The sequence below is a fragment of the Methanoculleus sp. UBA291 genome (assembly GCF_002499755.1).
Lineage (GTDB): Archaea > Halobacteriota > Methanomicrobia > Methanomicrobiales > Methanoculleaceae > Methanoculleus > Methanoculleus palmolei.
In genome coordinates this window covers 26624-41647 of sequence record NZ_DANC01000021.1, presented here as the reverse complement: position 1 = coordinate 41647, position 15024 = coordinate 26624, and the positions used below count along the sequence as shown (strand labels likewise).

At 61.0% G+C, this 15024-nt stretch carries 17 protein-coding genes; 5 read left to right on the top strand and 12 right to left on the bottom strand.

All coding sequences use genetic code 11. From position 1 onward, the window contains the following. The first annotated feature begins 41 nt into the window (after positions 1-41). From mntA to BP737_RS05025, 4 genes are all read left to right on the top strand, one after another. Positions 42-413: a type VII toxin-antitoxin system MntA family adenylyltransferase antitoxin gene (gene mntA, locus BP737_RS05040; RefSeq protein WP_292410186.1), complete on the top strand. Its 372-nt coding sequence runs from the start codon at positions 42-44 to the stop codon at positions 411-413. Then, a complete protein-coding gene (locus BP737_RS05035; RefSeq protein WP_292410184.1) occupies positions 373-789 on the top strand; it encodes a DUF86 domain-containing protein in 417 nt (138 codons plus the stop codon). The genes mntA and BP737_RS05035 overlap by 41 nt, the downstream gene beginning before the upstream one ends. Positions 790-860: 71 nt before the next feature. Next, positions 861-1427, top strand: coding sequence for a nucleotidyltransferase domain-containing protein (locus tag BP737_RS05030; protein ID WP_292410182.1), 567 nt, complete (start codon positions 861-863; stop codon positions 1425-1427). Further along, positions 1420-1830 (top strand): HEPN domain-containing protein, encoded by a 411-nt coding sequence (locus BP737_RS05025; RefSeq protein WP_292410180.1) that lies wholly within the window; start codon positions 1420-1422, stop codon positions 1828-1830. The genes BP737_RS05030 and BP737_RS05025 overlap by 8 nt, the downstream gene beginning before the upstream one ends. A 31-nt stretch (positions 1831-1861) precedes the next feature. Here the strand turns inward: BP737_RS05025 and BP737_RS05020 are convergent, their stop codons facing one another. From BP737_RS05020 to nifH, 12 genes are all read right to left on the bottom strand, one after another. Next, positions 1862-2566: an ABC transporter ATP-binding protein gene (locus BP737_RS05020; RefSeq protein WP_292410178.1), complete on the bottom strand. Its 705-nt coding sequence runs from the start codon at positions 2564-2566 to the stop codon at positions 1862-1864. A gap of 26 nt (positions 2567-2592) precedes the next feature. Further along, complete coding sequence (locus BP737_RS05015) at positions 2593-3408, bottom strand: ABC transporter permease (protein WP_292410176.1); 816 nt, start codon at positions 3406-3408, stop codon at positions 2593-2595. After that, entirely contained in the window at positions 3386-4207 is an 822-nt protein-coding gene (gene modA, locus BP737_RS05010) for a molybdate ABC transporter substrate-binding protein (protein ID WP_342685980.1), read from the bottom strand. The genes BP737_RS05015 and modA overlap by 23 nt, the downstream gene beginning before the upstream one ends. A gap of 78 nt (positions 4208-4285) precedes the next feature. Further along, positions 4286-4894, bottom strand: a complete 609-nt coding sequence (locus BP737_RS05005; protein WP_292410172.1) for a Fe-only nitrogenase accessory AnfO family protein — start codon at positions 4892-4894, stop codon at positions 4286-4288. Positions 4895-4939: 45 nt separating this feature from the next. After that, the gene (locus BP737_RS05000; protein ID WP_292410170.1) at positions 4940-5248 is read right to left on the bottom strand and encodes a 2Fe-2S ferredoxin; all 309 of its coding nucleotides are present in this window, start codon (positions 5246-5248) and stop codon (positions 4940-4942) included. After that, complete coding sequence (locus BP737_RS04995) at positions 5235-6632, bottom strand: nitrogenase component 1 (protein ID WP_292410168.1); 1398 nt, start codon at positions 6630-6632, stop codon at positions 5235-5237. Before BP737_RS04995 ends, BP737_RS05000 begins: the two co-directional genes overlap by 14 nt. Further along, positions 6629-8020 carry a nitrogenase iron-molybdenum cofactor biosynthesis protein NifE gene (nifE, locus tag BP737_RS04990; protein WP_292410165.1) on the bottom strand — a complete coding sequence of 464 codons (1392 nt, stop codon included), beginning with the start codon at positions 8018-8020 and terminating at the stop codon, positions 6629-6631. The genes BP737_RS04995 and nifE overlap by 4 nt, the downstream gene beginning before the upstream one ends. Positions 8021-8035: 15 nt before the next feature. After that, positions 8036-9412, bottom strand: coding sequence for a nitrogenase component 1 (locus tag BP737_RS04985; RefSeq protein WP_342685979.1), 1377 nt, complete (start codon positions 9410-9412; stop codon positions 8036-8038). Positions 9413-9428: 16 nt separating this feature from the next. Next, the gene (gene nifD / locus BP737_RS04980) at positions 9429-11033 is read right to left on the bottom strand and encodes a nitrogenase molybdenum-iron protein alpha chain (protein WP_292410161.1); all 1605 of its coding nucleotides are present in this window, start codon (positions 11031-11033) and stop codon (positions 9429-9431) included. Positions 11034-11054: 21 nt separating this feature from the next. After that, positions 11055-11474, bottom strand: a complete 420-nt coding sequence (locus BP737_RS04975) for a P-II family nitrogen regulator (RefSeq protein WP_292410159.1) — start codon at positions 11472-11474, stop codon at positions 11055-11057. A 17-nt stretch (positions 11475-11491) separates the two neighbouring features. Further along, the gene (locus tag BP737_RS04970) at positions 11492-11818 is read right to left on the bottom strand and encodes a P-II family nitrogen regulator (protein ID WP_292410158.1); all 327 of its coding nucleotides are present in this window, start codon (positions 11816-11818) and stop codon (positions 11492-11494) included. A gap of 23 nt (positions 11819-11841) precedes the next feature. Further along, on the bottom strand, positions 11842-12663 hold the full coding sequence (nifH, locus tag BP737_RS04965) for a nitrogenase iron protein (protein WP_342685978.1): 822 nt from the start codon (positions 12661-12663) through the stop codon (positions 11842-11844). 592 nt (positions 12664-13255) lie between these two features. On the opposite strand from nifH, the gene ilvB reads away from it, so the two are divergent. Further along, positions 13256-14932 carry a biosynthetic-type acetolactate synthase large subunit gene (gene ilvB, locus BP737_RS04960; protein ID WP_342685987.1) on the top strand — a complete coding sequence of 559 codons (1677 nt, stop codon included), beginning with the start codon at positions 13256-13258 and terminating at the stop codon, positions 14930-14932. Positions 14933-15024 lie beyond the last annotated feature (92 nt).

Sequence of the window (15024 nt, the reverse complement as noted above, 5' to 3'; positions counted from 1 at the left end):
ATGTCTGGGAGCCGCTTCATTCTTCAAAAGACTGATACGGGGTGAGCGTCATACTAACCAGCATACAGATGCGGTCGGGTGAAATAGCAGGACGTAGATTAACCAGGACAGCACGGGAGACAATCGTTGCGAAATTCACCCAAAACGATGCCGAATGGATTGCGATCTTCGGCTCCTACGCACGCGGATCCGCCGGCCCGGCGAGCGACATCGACATCCTGGTCAGATTCGCCCGCAAAAAGAGCCTTTTCTCGCTTGTGCGGATCGAGGACGAACTCGCCCGGTCTCTCCGCATGAAGGTGGACCTCGTCACCGAAAACGCCGTGAGCCCCTACCTCGCCGATGCGATATACCGTGATGCTGTGGTGATCTATGACGCCGGAGGACCTCGCGTATCTTCACCACATCCTTGATGCCATCATAAGCATCGAGGAATTCTCCGAAAACATCATATCGGCGGAAGATCTTCGGAACCGCCGGCTGGAACGCGCCGGGATCGAACGTATGCTGACCATTATCGGCGAGGCGGCAAAGATGGTCTCTCCGGAGTTACGTAGAGAGCACCCGGAGATCCCCACCCACCTATTGCTTAACAGGGACATTGCTGCAGGCCGAAAGCCCGGCGTCAACCTCCTTGGAGAAGATGGTCCTGCATCGGCCCTTTTAGTTGAAGATGGAATTATGCCAGCCCCGCACCCGTGCAGGATAATCCCTCTTTGTCGCCTCCAGCGACCTGGTCACCCACCACCATCATCCCAGTCTTCCGTGGGAGCCCGACGAGGCTCATGAACAGGATCGAAAAGAATATTTTTGTATTCGATCGAATACATTTTTTATCCTGTTGAATACATTATATATTCATGATTGAGGCGCTCATCCCTTCGAAGGTCCGGGTGAAACTCCTCACCCTGTTTCTGCTCAACCCGGAGAGCGAGTTTTACGTTCGCGAAATTGTCCGCATGACCGGTGAGAACATCACCGGAGTGCGCCGCGAGCTTGCGAATCTGGAATCGTTCGGGCTTCTGGTCGGGAAGAAAAGGGGAAATCAGCAGTATTTCACCGTCAACCGTGATTTTTTCCTCTATACTGACCTCCAGCGACTCGTGCTCAAGACGGAGGGAGTTGCACGAGTCATCCGGGAGAACCTCTCGCTCCTGCAGAATATCGAGTGTATGTTCATCTATGGATCGTTTGCTAAAGGGACCGCTGGAGGAAAGAGCGACATCGACCTCTTCATCGTCGGCGACGTGGATGAGAAGGCACTGATCCCCCTCGTAAACACGAGCGAACGTGCAATCAGCCGGGAGATCAACTACACGCTCATGCAGGGCAGCGAGTTTGCCCGACGACGGGAAACCGGAGATCCTTTCGTAAAGAATGTAATGAGCGAGAGAAAGATCATGATCGTTGGAACCTGTGATGCTTGAAGATCTTGAGAGGCAGGGGTTGATCAAGCGGCTCCCGCCCGACCGGAAGAAAGTGGACGACGCAATGGCCCTTGCCCGCCGGGACATTGAGACCGCCAGGATACTTCTCCCGATTGATTGTGATTGGGCGTATACCATCGCGTATAATGCAGCACTCCAGGCCGGGCGTGCCCTGATGTTTGCAAAAGGGTATCGCCCTGACGGTGCAAATCAGCATATCTCCGTGGTGAAGTTTGCCGGACTTTTCATCGACGAGGACGATGCTCTCGTTTTCGACAGGATGCGTCGCAAACGGCACAGTTCGGTCTATGATGCCGCGGGGACGATCTCCGGGGCCGAGGCCGAATTTGCGGTGAATTCAGCTGTGGCTCTGATCCAGAAGGTCGAGACGCTCCTCAGTTGACGTTCACGACGTTCCCCGGCCGCCCCGTTCCCTACTCCCGGTACCTCCTGCATCCACACGAGAACTCCGCGATAAACTCATTCTCCCCCGACGCCAGCACCTCCTCCGGCGTCCCCTCGAGGACGACTCTCCCCTCTTCCATGACGCAGGTTCGGTCGCCGAGTTCGAGGGCGTCGCGGAGCGCGTGGGTGACGAGGATGCAGGGAATGTCAGCGGCCCGGATGGTTTCCCGGAGTTCGCGGCGCATCTCTCCCTGGGCTCGAACATCGACCGCGGCGAGCGGCTCGTCCAGGAGGAGGAGGCCGGGCTTTACCGCGAGCGCCCGGGCGAGAGCCACCCGCTGGCGCTGCCCGCCGGAGAGCCGGCCGACGTTGACGCCCGCGAGATCGGAGAGGTGCATGCGTTCGAGTTCCCCGGCGACGCGGGCGGCGATCTCGCCGGCCGGGACCTTCCGGCACCGGAGGCCGAAGGCGACGTTCTCGAAGACCGAGAGGTGCGGGAAGAGTGCGTAGGACTGGAAGAGGTGACCGATGTTCCGGTCTTCGACAGGGACGTCGAGGCGCAGGCGGTCCGAGTAGAGCACCCGGCCCGCAAGGGCGATCTCGCCGTGGTCCGGGACGAGCAGCCCTGAGGCCAGGTTGAGCACGGTCGATTTTCCGGCTCCGTTCTCCCCGATCAGGACGAGGGTCTCCCCCGGTCCGACCGAGAGGGAGACGTCGAGTTCGAAGTCCCGCAACTGTTTTGCGGCATGTATGGTAAGCCTCAGGCACTCCTCCGGGTGGTGTGTTTAACAGTCAGGATCACGGCGAACGATATGACCACGAGGACGATCGCGATGCTGATCGCCTCGTCGAGGTTTCCCTGCATCGTCGTGTAGATCGCAAGCGGCATCGTCTGGGTCCGGCCCTGGAGGTTCCCGGCGAACATGATCGTCGCGCCGAACTCGCCGAGCGCCCGGGCAAACGAGAGGATCGCCCCCGATACGAGCCCGCTCCGTGCAAGGGGGATCGAGACGCGGAGGAGGACGGCGAGCCTCGACGCCCCGAGCGTCCGGGCCGCGTCCTCGTAGAGCGGGTCGACCGCCTCGAAACTCGCCCGCGCCTGCCGGATGTAGAACGGCGAGGCGACGAAGACCTGTGCGAGGATCACCGCGACCGTCGTGAACGCGACGGTTATGCCGAACCCGTCGAGGAACTCCCCGACGACGCCCCGGCGGCCGAAGGCCATGAGGAGAGCGATGCCCGCAACCGCGGGCGGGAGGACGATCGGAAGGTCCGTAAGGGTGTCGACGATCGCCCGGCCGCGGTAGCGCACCCTTGCGTTCACGTACGAGAGCGGCGTCCCCAGGAGGACGACGATTGCGGTGCTTGCCGAGGCGGTGAGAAGGGAGAGCCGGAGGGCGTCGAGGACCACCGGCTGCTGCAGCGACCAGAAGAACGCCTCGGGGGTGATCCGCAGGAAGAGCGAGGCTACCGGGATCGTCACGAAGAGGAGGAAACCCGCGATGAGGCAGAAGACAAGGAGGGAGAGGACGGCCTCCCAGGGCCTTGCGGCCCTATTGAACGGGGTCGAATCCATAGGATTCCAGGACGGCGCTGCCGGTCGGGCCGCGGACGAACGCTATGAATGCGGCCGCTTCGGCCCTCTGCTCCGAGGACGCGAGTATTCCGAGCGGGTACTCCGCGACGACGTTGTACTCCGCCGGAACCTCGATCTGGCGGACCCGAGAGCGATCATCGAGCCGGACGTCCGATTTGTAGACAAACGCCGCTTCCGCCTCGCCGAGCGTCAGCTTCGGCATCACCGTCGAGACTGCGGTTTCTTCGGAGACGACGTTTTCCATCACGGCGTCCCGGTACGCCGTGCCGTAGGCGGGGTCGGCCGCCATTGCATCAAGCACCTGCCTGGTGTAGGCCCCGAACGGGACGTCCTTCGTTCCGATGACGACCCTGACGCCCGGCCGGGCGAGACCGGCGAGATTCGTGACACTCGCCGGGTTTTCGGCGGGAACGATCACGGCAAGCGAGTTCTCGAGGAAGACCGCGACCGTGTCGTTCTCCATGAACCCACCCTCCTGCAGGGCCTCCATCTGCTTTTCATTCGCCGAGACGAAGACGTCGGGCAAAGCTCCCTGCTCGATCTGGGTGCGGAGCGCCTGGGAGCCGTCGAAGACAAAGTCCACGACGACGTCCGGGTTCTCCGCCGTGTAGGCCTCTTTGATCTCGGAGAAGGCCCCCGTGAGCGAGGCTGCGGCAAAGACCGTCAGCGTCGTCTGCTGTGCGGTCGGCTGCGTGGTGCCGGTGCATCCTGCGACGGCGAGCGTTGCGGCGATGAGGAGAAGCGGCACCAGCAGTGTAACGGTATCATGAGATCTCATCGTGTGCCTCGAATGTACGCCGGATTATCGGTATACGTCGAAGTTGCCTGGACCGACTGCGGCTTCGGAGACGGCGCCTCACCGGGCGGCCGTCTTCCTCGCAAGCCTCACATGGACCTCGTTCTTCCCACGTGGCTCGGTCTCCGTGGCATACCCTCTCCGTTGCGCTTCCACCTCGATCCAGGGGGGCACGTGGTCGCAGACCACCTCCAGCGCATCGAAACCGGCCCGGCAGATGAACTCCTGGAGGACCTGCTTGCTGCTGACAAGGGGTGTCTTTCCCTGGACCTCCTTGATCGAGACGAAGAATCTGCCGGGCGAGACCTCGACGGGCACGGGGATCTCCACGGTCTCCGCTGCCGCTACGCTCTCCGCCTCCTCCTCGCCTTTCAGCACGCTGTCGAGGAACTCGGCGGGTCTGCCGGGGACCTCCCATACGCTGCACCCTGCCTTCTCGAGTTCGAAGTAGACGGCGCCGCTCGCCGACTTCGCGACGAAGACCTTGCAGGGGCCGAGGAACTGGAGGAGTTCGCTCATCCTCGATCGCAGTTCCGCGAGCCCTCGGCTCCGGTTGAATGCGAGTTCCATCTCGCGCTCGGCCGTAAAGGAGGGTCCGCACCTCCTGTACACGACGACCTTTCCGGGTTCGGTGAACCTGCCGGAGAAACCGTCCGCATCCAAGAGCACTGCGATCTCTCCGACACCGCCGTGACCTTCGCACCTTTTGCACATCTAGATCACCAGGCGTTCCACGACGTTGCCGCCCTCGATATGCTCATCCAGGATCTCCTCGACGTCGTCGGGCGTGACCGACCCGTACCAGACGTTATCGGGGTAGACCACGACGATCGGCCCCTTCTCGCAGATGCCGAAGCAGCCGGTGTTGTTGATGAAGACCTCGCCGCCGAGTTCACGGTCCTCGATCTCTTCCATGAACTTCATCATGACGGTCACGCCGTCCTTGCTGTGGCAGAACCCTTTCTGCTGGCCGTTTGCGCGTGAACTCGTGCAGATGAAGATGTGACGTTCAGGCTTTTGCATTGGATACACCTCTTTCGTTGAGCAACTCTTCTTTCCGCAGTCTGCGGTAGGAACCGTACTTCGCTTCCAGCAGGGTGTTGGTGAATCGGTCGAGAAAGGCGAGGGTGCCCGTGTACCCGACCGAGAGGATCCTCTGCCCCCCGACCCGGTCGTGGACGGGGTAGCCCACCCTGAGTCCGGGGATCCCCTGCCGTTCGGTCAGGTACCGGCCGCCCGAGTGGCCGACGGCAAGGTTCGCCGACGTCCGCACCGCTGCGTCCTCGATCGTCACGAAATCCGCTTCTTCGAAGACGAGCGTTTCTTCCATCGCATCCTCGAGCAGGGGCTGCAGCAACGCGGATAGATCGCTCTCCTGCGTCCCGCTGGCGATGACGGCGGGGATCGAACCGTTCTCCAGACAGAGTTTTGCCAGGGCATAGACCAGTTCGGGTTCGCCGTAGATGACCGGCCGCGCCGCCGCGTTGATCTTGTGGGCGTCGGCCATCGCGTCGCAAAGCCATCCCCGCTCGAGCCTGAGGCTGTCAGGTACGGACTGCCCGCTGAGGTCCTTCAAGGTCCCGATAAACAGGTCCGTGCTGTCGAGGCCGATGGGGAGCGGGAGGTTGATCAGCGGGACACCGAACCGCTCTTCCAGGAAGCGACCGGGGGAGAGGTTGTCCGGGCAGGTGAGGCCGAACTGGATGGTGGCCCGCGCCCCGCTCATGCGTGCGATAGCGGCGGTCGGCGTGCCGCCCGGTGCGATCTTTTTGTACCGTCCCCCGAAGGGGCGGTCCAGCGTCAGGGAGTAGTCGGGCAGCAGTGTGTACTCAAGTCCCATGAGGTCGAGAATGCGTTTTATCTCCCTGATGTCGGCCGGACTGATGTTGGGGACGATGATGTTGATCCCCTGGTGGCGTTCGGTCGGCCGGGCGTAGTGGGCGATGACCGCTCGTGTCGTCGCCCAGAACCCCTCGGTGTGCGTGCCGCCGTAACTCGGCGTGGAGACGGGGATGATCTCGATGCCCCTGATATCTCGGTCCGTTTTGTAGGTCTCGACGAACCTCTTGATGTCGTCGCCCATGGTCTCGGCAAGGCAGCTCGTCAGGATGCCGATGACCTTCGGGCGGTAGACCCGGATCACGTTGTCCAGCGCGATTCTCAGGTTCGCCTCCCCTCCGAAGATCGCCTGCTTCTCGTTCAAGGACGAGGAGGCGATGTCTATCGGTTCGTTGAAGTGCTCGACGTTCGTAAGGCGCATGTAGGTGCTGCACCCCTGTGAACCGTGCACCAGTGCGATGGAGTCTTCGACGCCCCGGAGAGCAATGACGCCGCCAAGGGGCATGCACATGTGGCACTGGTTCTCATTGACCTGTCTTGCCCGTGACGTGACCTCGTGCCCGCTCATCCTTCCGCCTCCTCGAAGGGGTTCTTCTTCACCCGCTCCCAGACCGGGGAGCAGGTGGTGGCGTAGACCTCGCGGGCGAACCTGATCGCCCCGTCGAACCCGGCAAGACCGTCTTTGCGGTCGTGGTTGTGGTCGACGAAGCCTATGCCCAGTTTGTGCGCAAGGAAACGCTCCTTCACGCCGCCGGCCATCATGTCGACACCTTTCTCCAGCAGAAACTTCTCGATCTCGGCGGGGTTGGCGTCGTCGATCACGACCGTCCCCTCGCTGACGATGGCGCCGATCTGCTCGTAATCTTCCTGCTTGCCGGTCTGCGTGCCGGTGAACATGACCTCCATGCCGAGCTCCTGCAGTTGGCGGATGATGGCGAGCGCCTTGAACGCGCCGCCCACGTAGATCGCCGCCCGCTTTCCTGTGAGTTTCTCCCGGTACATCTCGATGACCGGCCTGACCCTCCTCATCTCGCGCTCGATGAGCGCCTCCGTCCGGCGCGCTACCTCCTCGTCTCCGTAGAAACGGGCGATCTTACGCAGGCTTTCCGCGGTGTTCTCCGCGCCGAAGAAGTTTACGTCGATGTACGGGATGCCGTACTCCTTCTCCAGGCTCATCGCCACCCAGTGCATGGAGCCGCTGCACTGCACCAGGTTCAGGCACGCGCCGGGTGCTCTCTTCAGGGCCGCGACGGTCGAGTCCCCGGTGAAGGCCACGTTGATCTCGATGCCTATCTCCCGAAGGTAGCGCTCGACGAGCCACTTCTCGCCGCCCAGATTGTATTCCCCGAGGAAGTTGAGTTCCCGCGTTTTTTCGGCCGTTTCCCCATCTTTTGGGCGGATCAACTTCAGCAGGGCTTCTCCTGCCGCCCGGTAGCCGACGATCTTGTTTCCCGATATGAAACCGCTCGACTCCACCGGGATCACGTCGATGCCGTGCCTCTCCGATGCCTCCTTGCAGACGGCGACGATATCGTCGCCGATCAACCCGACGACGCAGGTCGCGTAGATGAACATCGCCGGCGGATGATACTTCTCGACGATCTCGTCGATACAGGCGACAAGTTTCTTTTCTCCACCAAAGACCACGTCCCTCTCTTTTAAGTCGGTAGAAAAACTCTGCCTGAAGATCTCCGAACCGCTGGACAGACTGCCGCGGATATCCCACGTGTACGCCGCACACCCGATGGGGCCGTGGACGAGGTGGACCGCATCCGTCACCGGATTTAAGACCACCCTCGCCCCGGAGTATACGCAGGCCCGCTGGCTCACGGCCCCGGCAAGACTGTCGTCAGCGCAGTGAATGCGGCTTTTGTTCTTTCCCGTGGTCATGATGGAGAACTGCCGTTCATCGATGCACGCTGCAGGCTCGGCGGGCACAAAACATTCGTTCTCCATGTCTTCTCACCAATCTTACAGGATCAACTCGTAGTCTTCGTCCAGAGAGTCGCGGTCGCGCCTCTCAAGCAGTGCGCTGCTGATCATCTCGATCAGCCGGAGGCACCCCCGGTAACCGACGATCGGCATCAGCGGGTGCACGGCCCGGTCGAATACGGGGAACCCGACCCTGATCAGGGGGATGTCTTCGGCTCGTGCGATGTACTTGCCGTGCGTGTTGCCGATGAGGAGGTCCACCGATTCGTCCTTGATCCACTGGTGGAGGTCGAAGAGATCCCCTTCGGCCTTGACCCTGCTTCCTTCTATTCCCCCTTCTTCGAGCATCCCGTTGACGGTCTTCTCGAATTTGGCGCCGGGCGTTCCCGTGACGACGTACTTCGGGACCATGCCCATCGTGATGAGGAATTCCGCGAGCGGGATCAGGATGTCCGGGTCCCCGTAGAGCGCCACCGTCTTCCCCTCGTACTGGAAGTGGGTGTCGATCAGGGTGTCGACGACCTGTCCCCTCTCGACTTCGAGGGATTCGGGCACGTCGACCCCGAACCCTTCCTTCACCGCCATGATCAGGTCGTCGGTCGCCCTGATCCCGATCGGGACCCTGAGGGGGACGCCGGGCACGCCGCACTTCGACTGAAGGGCCGCCGCCGCCTCGTCGGACGACCAGGCTCCGAGAGAAAAGGTCATCTTCGAGTTGCCCGAGTCCTTGATCGCCTCGATCGTCGCGCCGCCCCGGGGGTACATCTCGTAAGTCTCCCGCAATGGTGCGTCCATCACGCCCGTGGTGTCGGGATACATGATCGAGGGGACGCCCATCTCGGTTACGATCCTTTTTATCTCCCTCATATCCCCGGGGTTGACGAACCCCGGAAATATGTTTGCCTGCTCCTTCTTCGGACCGCCGTCCGACTCAGCAAGGTAGGAGACGATCCCCTTGCACATGTTCGCAAAGCCGGTGATGTGCGAGCCGTGGTAACTCGGCGTGTTGGCGTGGATGACGTACCGGCCTTCGGGGATCTCCGACTGCTTGATGATCGTCGGGATGTCGTCCCCGATGGTCTCGCTGAGGCATGTGGTGTGGACCGCGATGATCTCGGGGTCGTAGATCGCAAAGACGTTCTTTATCGCGGTCTTTAAGTTTGCAGCGCCGCCGAATACGGACGCCCCTTCGGTGAAGGAGCTTGTCGAGGCCATCGCGGGCTCGTGGAAGTGTCTGGACAATACCATCCGGTGGTAGGAACAGCACCCCTGCGACCCGTGGCTGTGCGGGAGACAGCCGTGAATGCCGAGGGCTGCATACATCGCGCCGACCGGCTGACACGTCTTTACCGGGTTGATCTTTCCTGTCGTGTGCGCATCTTCGGGAAGCGGCTCTTTTGGTGTGCAGTCAAGCATTGTTTCATCACCTCTGTCAGGTTTTGCTCTGTTTCCAGGGCGCCGTGATCATCTTCCATGCGGGCGTGGAGAGCGAGTGCGCTATATCCTTTGCAAAGGTCACCGCACCCTTAAAGCACGTGTACGGGCCGCTGTAGTCGTACGAGTGCATCTGCTTTGAGGGGAGGCCCATCTTGTGCGTGACGTACTTGTCCTTTATGCCGGTGAAGATCAGGTCGGGCTTGAAGATCTCGACCAGCCCTTCGGTCTCGAAGTGGTTGGCGTCGTCGATCATGATGCCGCCGTTCACCATGTCCGGGTACATTCCCTTGTAGTCGTTGAGGATGCCGGACGCGACCAGTTCGTCGTACTTCTCCTTCGACATGTTCAGGTGCAGGTGGGGTGCTCTGTACATCTCGGGGTCCGGTTCGAGGTGGAGCTCAGGGATGTTCTTTGAGTCCGCATCGCTCTTGATGGTCGGTATCACCTCACGCCCCTCGTAGTCGTCGCGGTGGGCGAACTCGTACCCCGCAACCATGACCTCCATGCCGAGATTCCTGAGCAGGAACTGGTAGTGATGGCTGCGCGACCCGCCGACGAAGACAAAGGCGGTCTTGCCCCTGCAGATCTTCTCGTACCGCTCGATCTCCGGCGTGACTGCGGCGAGTTCACGCTCTATGACGAGCTCGGTCCTTGCGATCAGTTCTTCGTCGCCGAAGCACCGTGCGATCTCACGGAGCGTGTCGATCGTCGCATCGATGCCGATGAAGTTCACCTTCAGCCAGGGGATGCCGTACTTCGTCTCCATCATCTCGGCGATGTAGTTGATCGAACGGTGGCACTGGACGAGGTTTAAGTGGGCCTTGTGCATGTTCCTGATGTTTACGTAGGCCGAATCGCCGGTGAGCGTCGAGCCTATCGTGTAGCCGATCTCGTTGAGGAGTCTCTCGATCTCCCAGGTATCTCCGCCGATGTTGTACTCGCCGAGTATGTTGAGGACGTATTTCCCGTCAGGTTTCTCGGTGCCGGTTCCGATGATGCGTTCCATAACCTGGTTGTTGGCGATGTGGTGGCCGGCCGACTGGCTGACCCCCTTATAGCCCTCGCAGTTGTAATGGATCACCGGAATACCGTGCCTCTCCTCCGCCGCTTTTGCAATGGCGGCCAGATCGTCGCCGATGAGTCCGATCGGACACGTCGCGCAGATGTTGATGGCCCTCGGGTGGAAGATCGCCACGACCTCGTCGATCATCTTCGCAAGTTTCTTCTCGCCCCCAAAGACGATGTCGCTCTCCTGCATGTCGGTCGAGAAGCACATCGTCGAGTAGATCTGCTCGGGAGGAGTTTTCTCGTCGACCCGTGCTTTGTTCCGCCGTGTCCCCCAGCTGTAGTACGCGCACCCGATCGGGCCGTGGGTGATCGTGAGCATATCCTTGATCGGTCCGACGACCACGCCCTTGCATCCGGCGTAGCAGCATCCGCGCTGCGTTATGATCCCGGGAACCGTCCTGGTATTTGCCTCGATCTGCGGGCAGGAGCCGGCGGATACATCCTTTTTGACGATGTGTTTTTTCCTGTTCTTTTTTACTTTGTCCGGCATCGGTGCCAGTATATCGTCGACGTTTACGTCCGTCATCGTCATGTCTTCTGTCTCCTGTAGTCCTTACCAGATTGCAGCGTCACCGGATTCGCCCGTGCGGACACGGACTGCATCGGCCACAGGCGTCACGAAGATCTTCCCGTCGCCTGCACCGCGCTCCGTGCGGTTTGCCTTGATGATTGCGTCCACGATCCGCGGCACGTCCTCGTCGTAGGCGAGGATGGTGAACAGCCGCCGCGGGAACATTGTTTTGTCGTCGAGGAACGCGACGACCTGTTCTTCGGATTCCTCCCTCTCGATGACGTCGGTAGCGGCCATCCCCATGAGTTTCTCCTTGCAGGGGACGTTAATCTCCTCATGCGGCAGCAATTTTCCTCTGCCCATTGCTTTGACGGCGGTAAAGCCGGCGACGCCCGCCTCGATCAGGGCGCGTTTCGTTGCACCGGTCTTTTTCATCCGCACGATGGCCATAATCTCTTTCATCGTTCGGCACCTCCGGTTCAGAGACCTTTCGTCCCCTTTGAGACGGTGTACGCCTCTTCCACGGGACTGATGAAGATCTTCCCGTCGCCGAAGTTGCCGTTAGGGCCGGTTCTGGCGGTCTTGAGGATTATATCCACGATCCTGTCCCTATCCTCGTCCTCTATCGCGACGAGGATGAGGGTTTTGGGGATCTCGTCGTAGTAGACGTCCCCCATCCTGATGCCCTTCTGTTTGCCGCGGCCCACGACGTCGACGACCGTTGCGGCATTGAATCCTCCTGCCGACAGGTTTTCGAGGACTTCGTCCTTCTTTTCAGGCCTGACTATCGCTCGTACAAACTGCATGCGCTTCACTCTCTGTCTGGTTGTTACAGGCCCAGGAACCCGTGCTCCATCATCAGTTCTTCAAGCCGGTCCTGCGTCATGGGCTCGGGAATGACAAACATCTTGTTGTTGTCGATGGCCCGGGCAAGGTTCCGGTACTCGTTCGCCTGGTTGGACTCGGGGTCGAAGTCGACGACCGTCTTTTTGTTGATCTCGGCACGTTGCACCAGGTTGTCGCGCGGGACGAAGTAGATCAACTGTGACCCGAGTTCCTTGGCGAACGCCTGCAGGAGTTCGAGTTCGTTGTCCACTTTTCGGCTGTTGCAGATGATGCCGCCGAGCCTGACGCCGCCGGTCTGGGCATACTTCCGAATGCCTTTGGAGATGTTGTTTGCGGCATAGAGAGCCATCAGTTCGCCCGAGGCAACGATGTAGATCTCCTGTGCCTTTCCTTCCCGGATCGGCATCGCGAAACCGCCGCAGACGACGTCGCCGAGCACGTCGTAGAAGACGTAGTCGAGGTTGTCGGTGTATGCTCCGAGAGACTCGAGGAGGTTGATGGACGTGATGATCCCCCTGCCGGCGCAGCCGACCCCGGGTTCGGGACCGCCCGATTCGACGCAGCGGGTGTTCCCGAATCCGGATTTGAGGATCTCCTCGAGATCGATGTCGTCGCCTTCGTCCCGGAGGGTATCGAGAACCGTCTTCTGGCACAATCCGTGGAGCAGGAGCCGGGTAGAGTCGGCCTTCGGGTCGCACCCTACCACCATCACGTGCTTACCGGCCTCCGCGAGCGCTGCCACCGTGTTCTGCGTTGTCGTCGATTTGCCGATACCGCCTTTTCCATAGATTGCCACTTGTCTCATGGTGTTTTCCTCTTTCGTTGCCACCTGAATTGTCTGCATACAACTATTTATAATTTATGGAAGGAACATTCCTTCCTTCATTATATAAATATTTTTAATATGGGGGGGCGGAGCCCTGCGCATCTGGGCAACGGCAGCAGGGGATGCTATTCCGCAGGGATTGTCCGGCCCCTGTGACCGACGGCGAAAACACAACCTGATGCGCGGAGAGCCGAAGTGATCGGAACGGCTGCCGTGAGAGAACGTGATGGGGAAATCGCCCTTCGCGTCGCGGTACTTCCGGTCCCGGCCCGGTGAAAGGGGGCCTGTGCTCGCACGGGAAGGGTTCAGCGTCTGCGAACCGTTCCCGATCCATTCATATCGCTGGAGAGCAAATACCATAGCGTGGTGGACAACCATGACGGATCGTTTTGTACAGCCGCTGTACTCATGCCGAACGGCATACGGCGGGAAGGATTTGTGAACAGTCCGACTCTGATCGGCTGAAAAGCGAACGCTCAAACGACTATTCTGCGGTTCTTTGCACAGTCTCGCCTTCTGATTGCGGACGTTTTGCCGAACCGTCTGGTCTCTCCTTCCGGGTGGCCGCATGATGCAGTCAGGTGCGGGCATCCTGCTCGAAGGGCTCGCGGAACAGGGGGTGACGACCATCTTCGGGTACCCCGGTGCGACGGTCCTCTCCGTCTACGATGAACTCTACTGCTCGGAGATCCGGCACATTCTGGTAAGGCACGAGCAGGCGGCAGCGCACGCCGCCGACGGTTACGCGCGCGCGAGCGGCAGGACCGGGGTCTGTCTCGCAACGTCCGGCCCGGGGGCCTGCAACCTCGTCACGGGGATCGCGACGGCGTACATGGACTCGGTGCCCATGGTTGCGCTGACCGGGCAGGTCCCGACGACATCCATCGGGAACGACGCTTTCCAGGAGGCCGACATCACCGGTATCACCACCCCGATCACCAAGCAGAACTACCTCGTCAAACGAACGGAAGACCTCGCGCCAATCGTCCGTGAAGCCTTCTATATCAGCCGGACGGGGAGGTGCGGCCCGGTCCTTATCGATCTCCCGCGGGATGTGCTTGAGAGCCGGATCGAATACGACGGCGGACACCGGCAACCGGTCGTGAGAAAGGGCTATCGCCCGGTCCTCCGGGGGCACCGGATGCAGATCGAGAAGGCCGTCGCCGCCCTCGCAGCGGCCGAGCGGCCGGTCATCTACGCCGGGGGCGGGGTGGTGGCCTCCGGGGCGGCCCCGGAGGTCGTCGCGCTCGCGGAGACCATGCTCATCCCGGTGACGACAACCCTGATGGGGCTTGGGCTCATTCCCGGGGACCACCCGCTCAACCTCGGCATGCCCGGGATGCACGGAACGAGATACGCGAATGCCGCGATCACGGAGTGCGACCTCCTGCTTGCCGTCGGCGTGCGGTTCGACGATCGGGTTACCGGGCGGATCGAGACCTTCGCCCCCGGCGCCACGGTCGTGCACATCGATATCGATCCGGCGGAGATCGGAAAGAACAAACCGGTCGATATCCCCGTCGTCGGTGATGCGAAGGCTGTCCTGACGGAGATGCTCGGGCTCATGCAGAAAAGAAGGGAGCGCGATGCCTGGATCACGAGGATCTCGCAGGTGAAGACGGAGCACCCCCTCCGCTGCCCGCTCGAAGGCGGTCTTCGCCCGCAACGAATCGTTCGGGACCTCTGCTCGCTCCTGGACGGAACCGGCATCATCGCAAGCGAGGTGGGCCAGAACCAGATGTGGACGGCGCAACACTACTGTTTCAAGCGGCCCCGGGCATGGATCTCGTCCGGTGGGCTCGGGACGATGGGCTACGGCCTTCCCGCGGCTATGGGGGCGCACTTCGCCCGCCCGGATGAGACGGTCTGTGTCATCGCGGGGGACGGCAGTCTCCAGATGAATATCCAGGAGTTCGGGACGATCGCCCAGTACAACATCCCCCTCAAGATCCTGGTCCTGAACAACCGGTACCTCGGCATGGTCCGTCAGTGGCAGGAACTCTTCTACGACCGTCGGTATGCCTGCACCGCCCTGCCTCCCCTGGGTTTCGTCGGAGTTGCCCGGGCTTACGGCATCGAGGGCGAGACGGTCGAGGCCGATGAGGACGTGAGGGATGCGTTATCGAACGCACTCGATCATGCCGGCCCATACCTTATCGATTTCAGGATCGAGCGGGAGGAGAACGTCTTTCCCATGGTTCCCCCCGGTGCGGCGATCGACGCGATGATCGATCCGGGTGCGGGCTAAGCCGGAGGACACCGGGGAAGATTGCCCATCTTTTTTCCCCGGCGGGGCATGCCGCCAGGCGAGCCTGAGCGGATGAACCGAAAGAAGTTGAT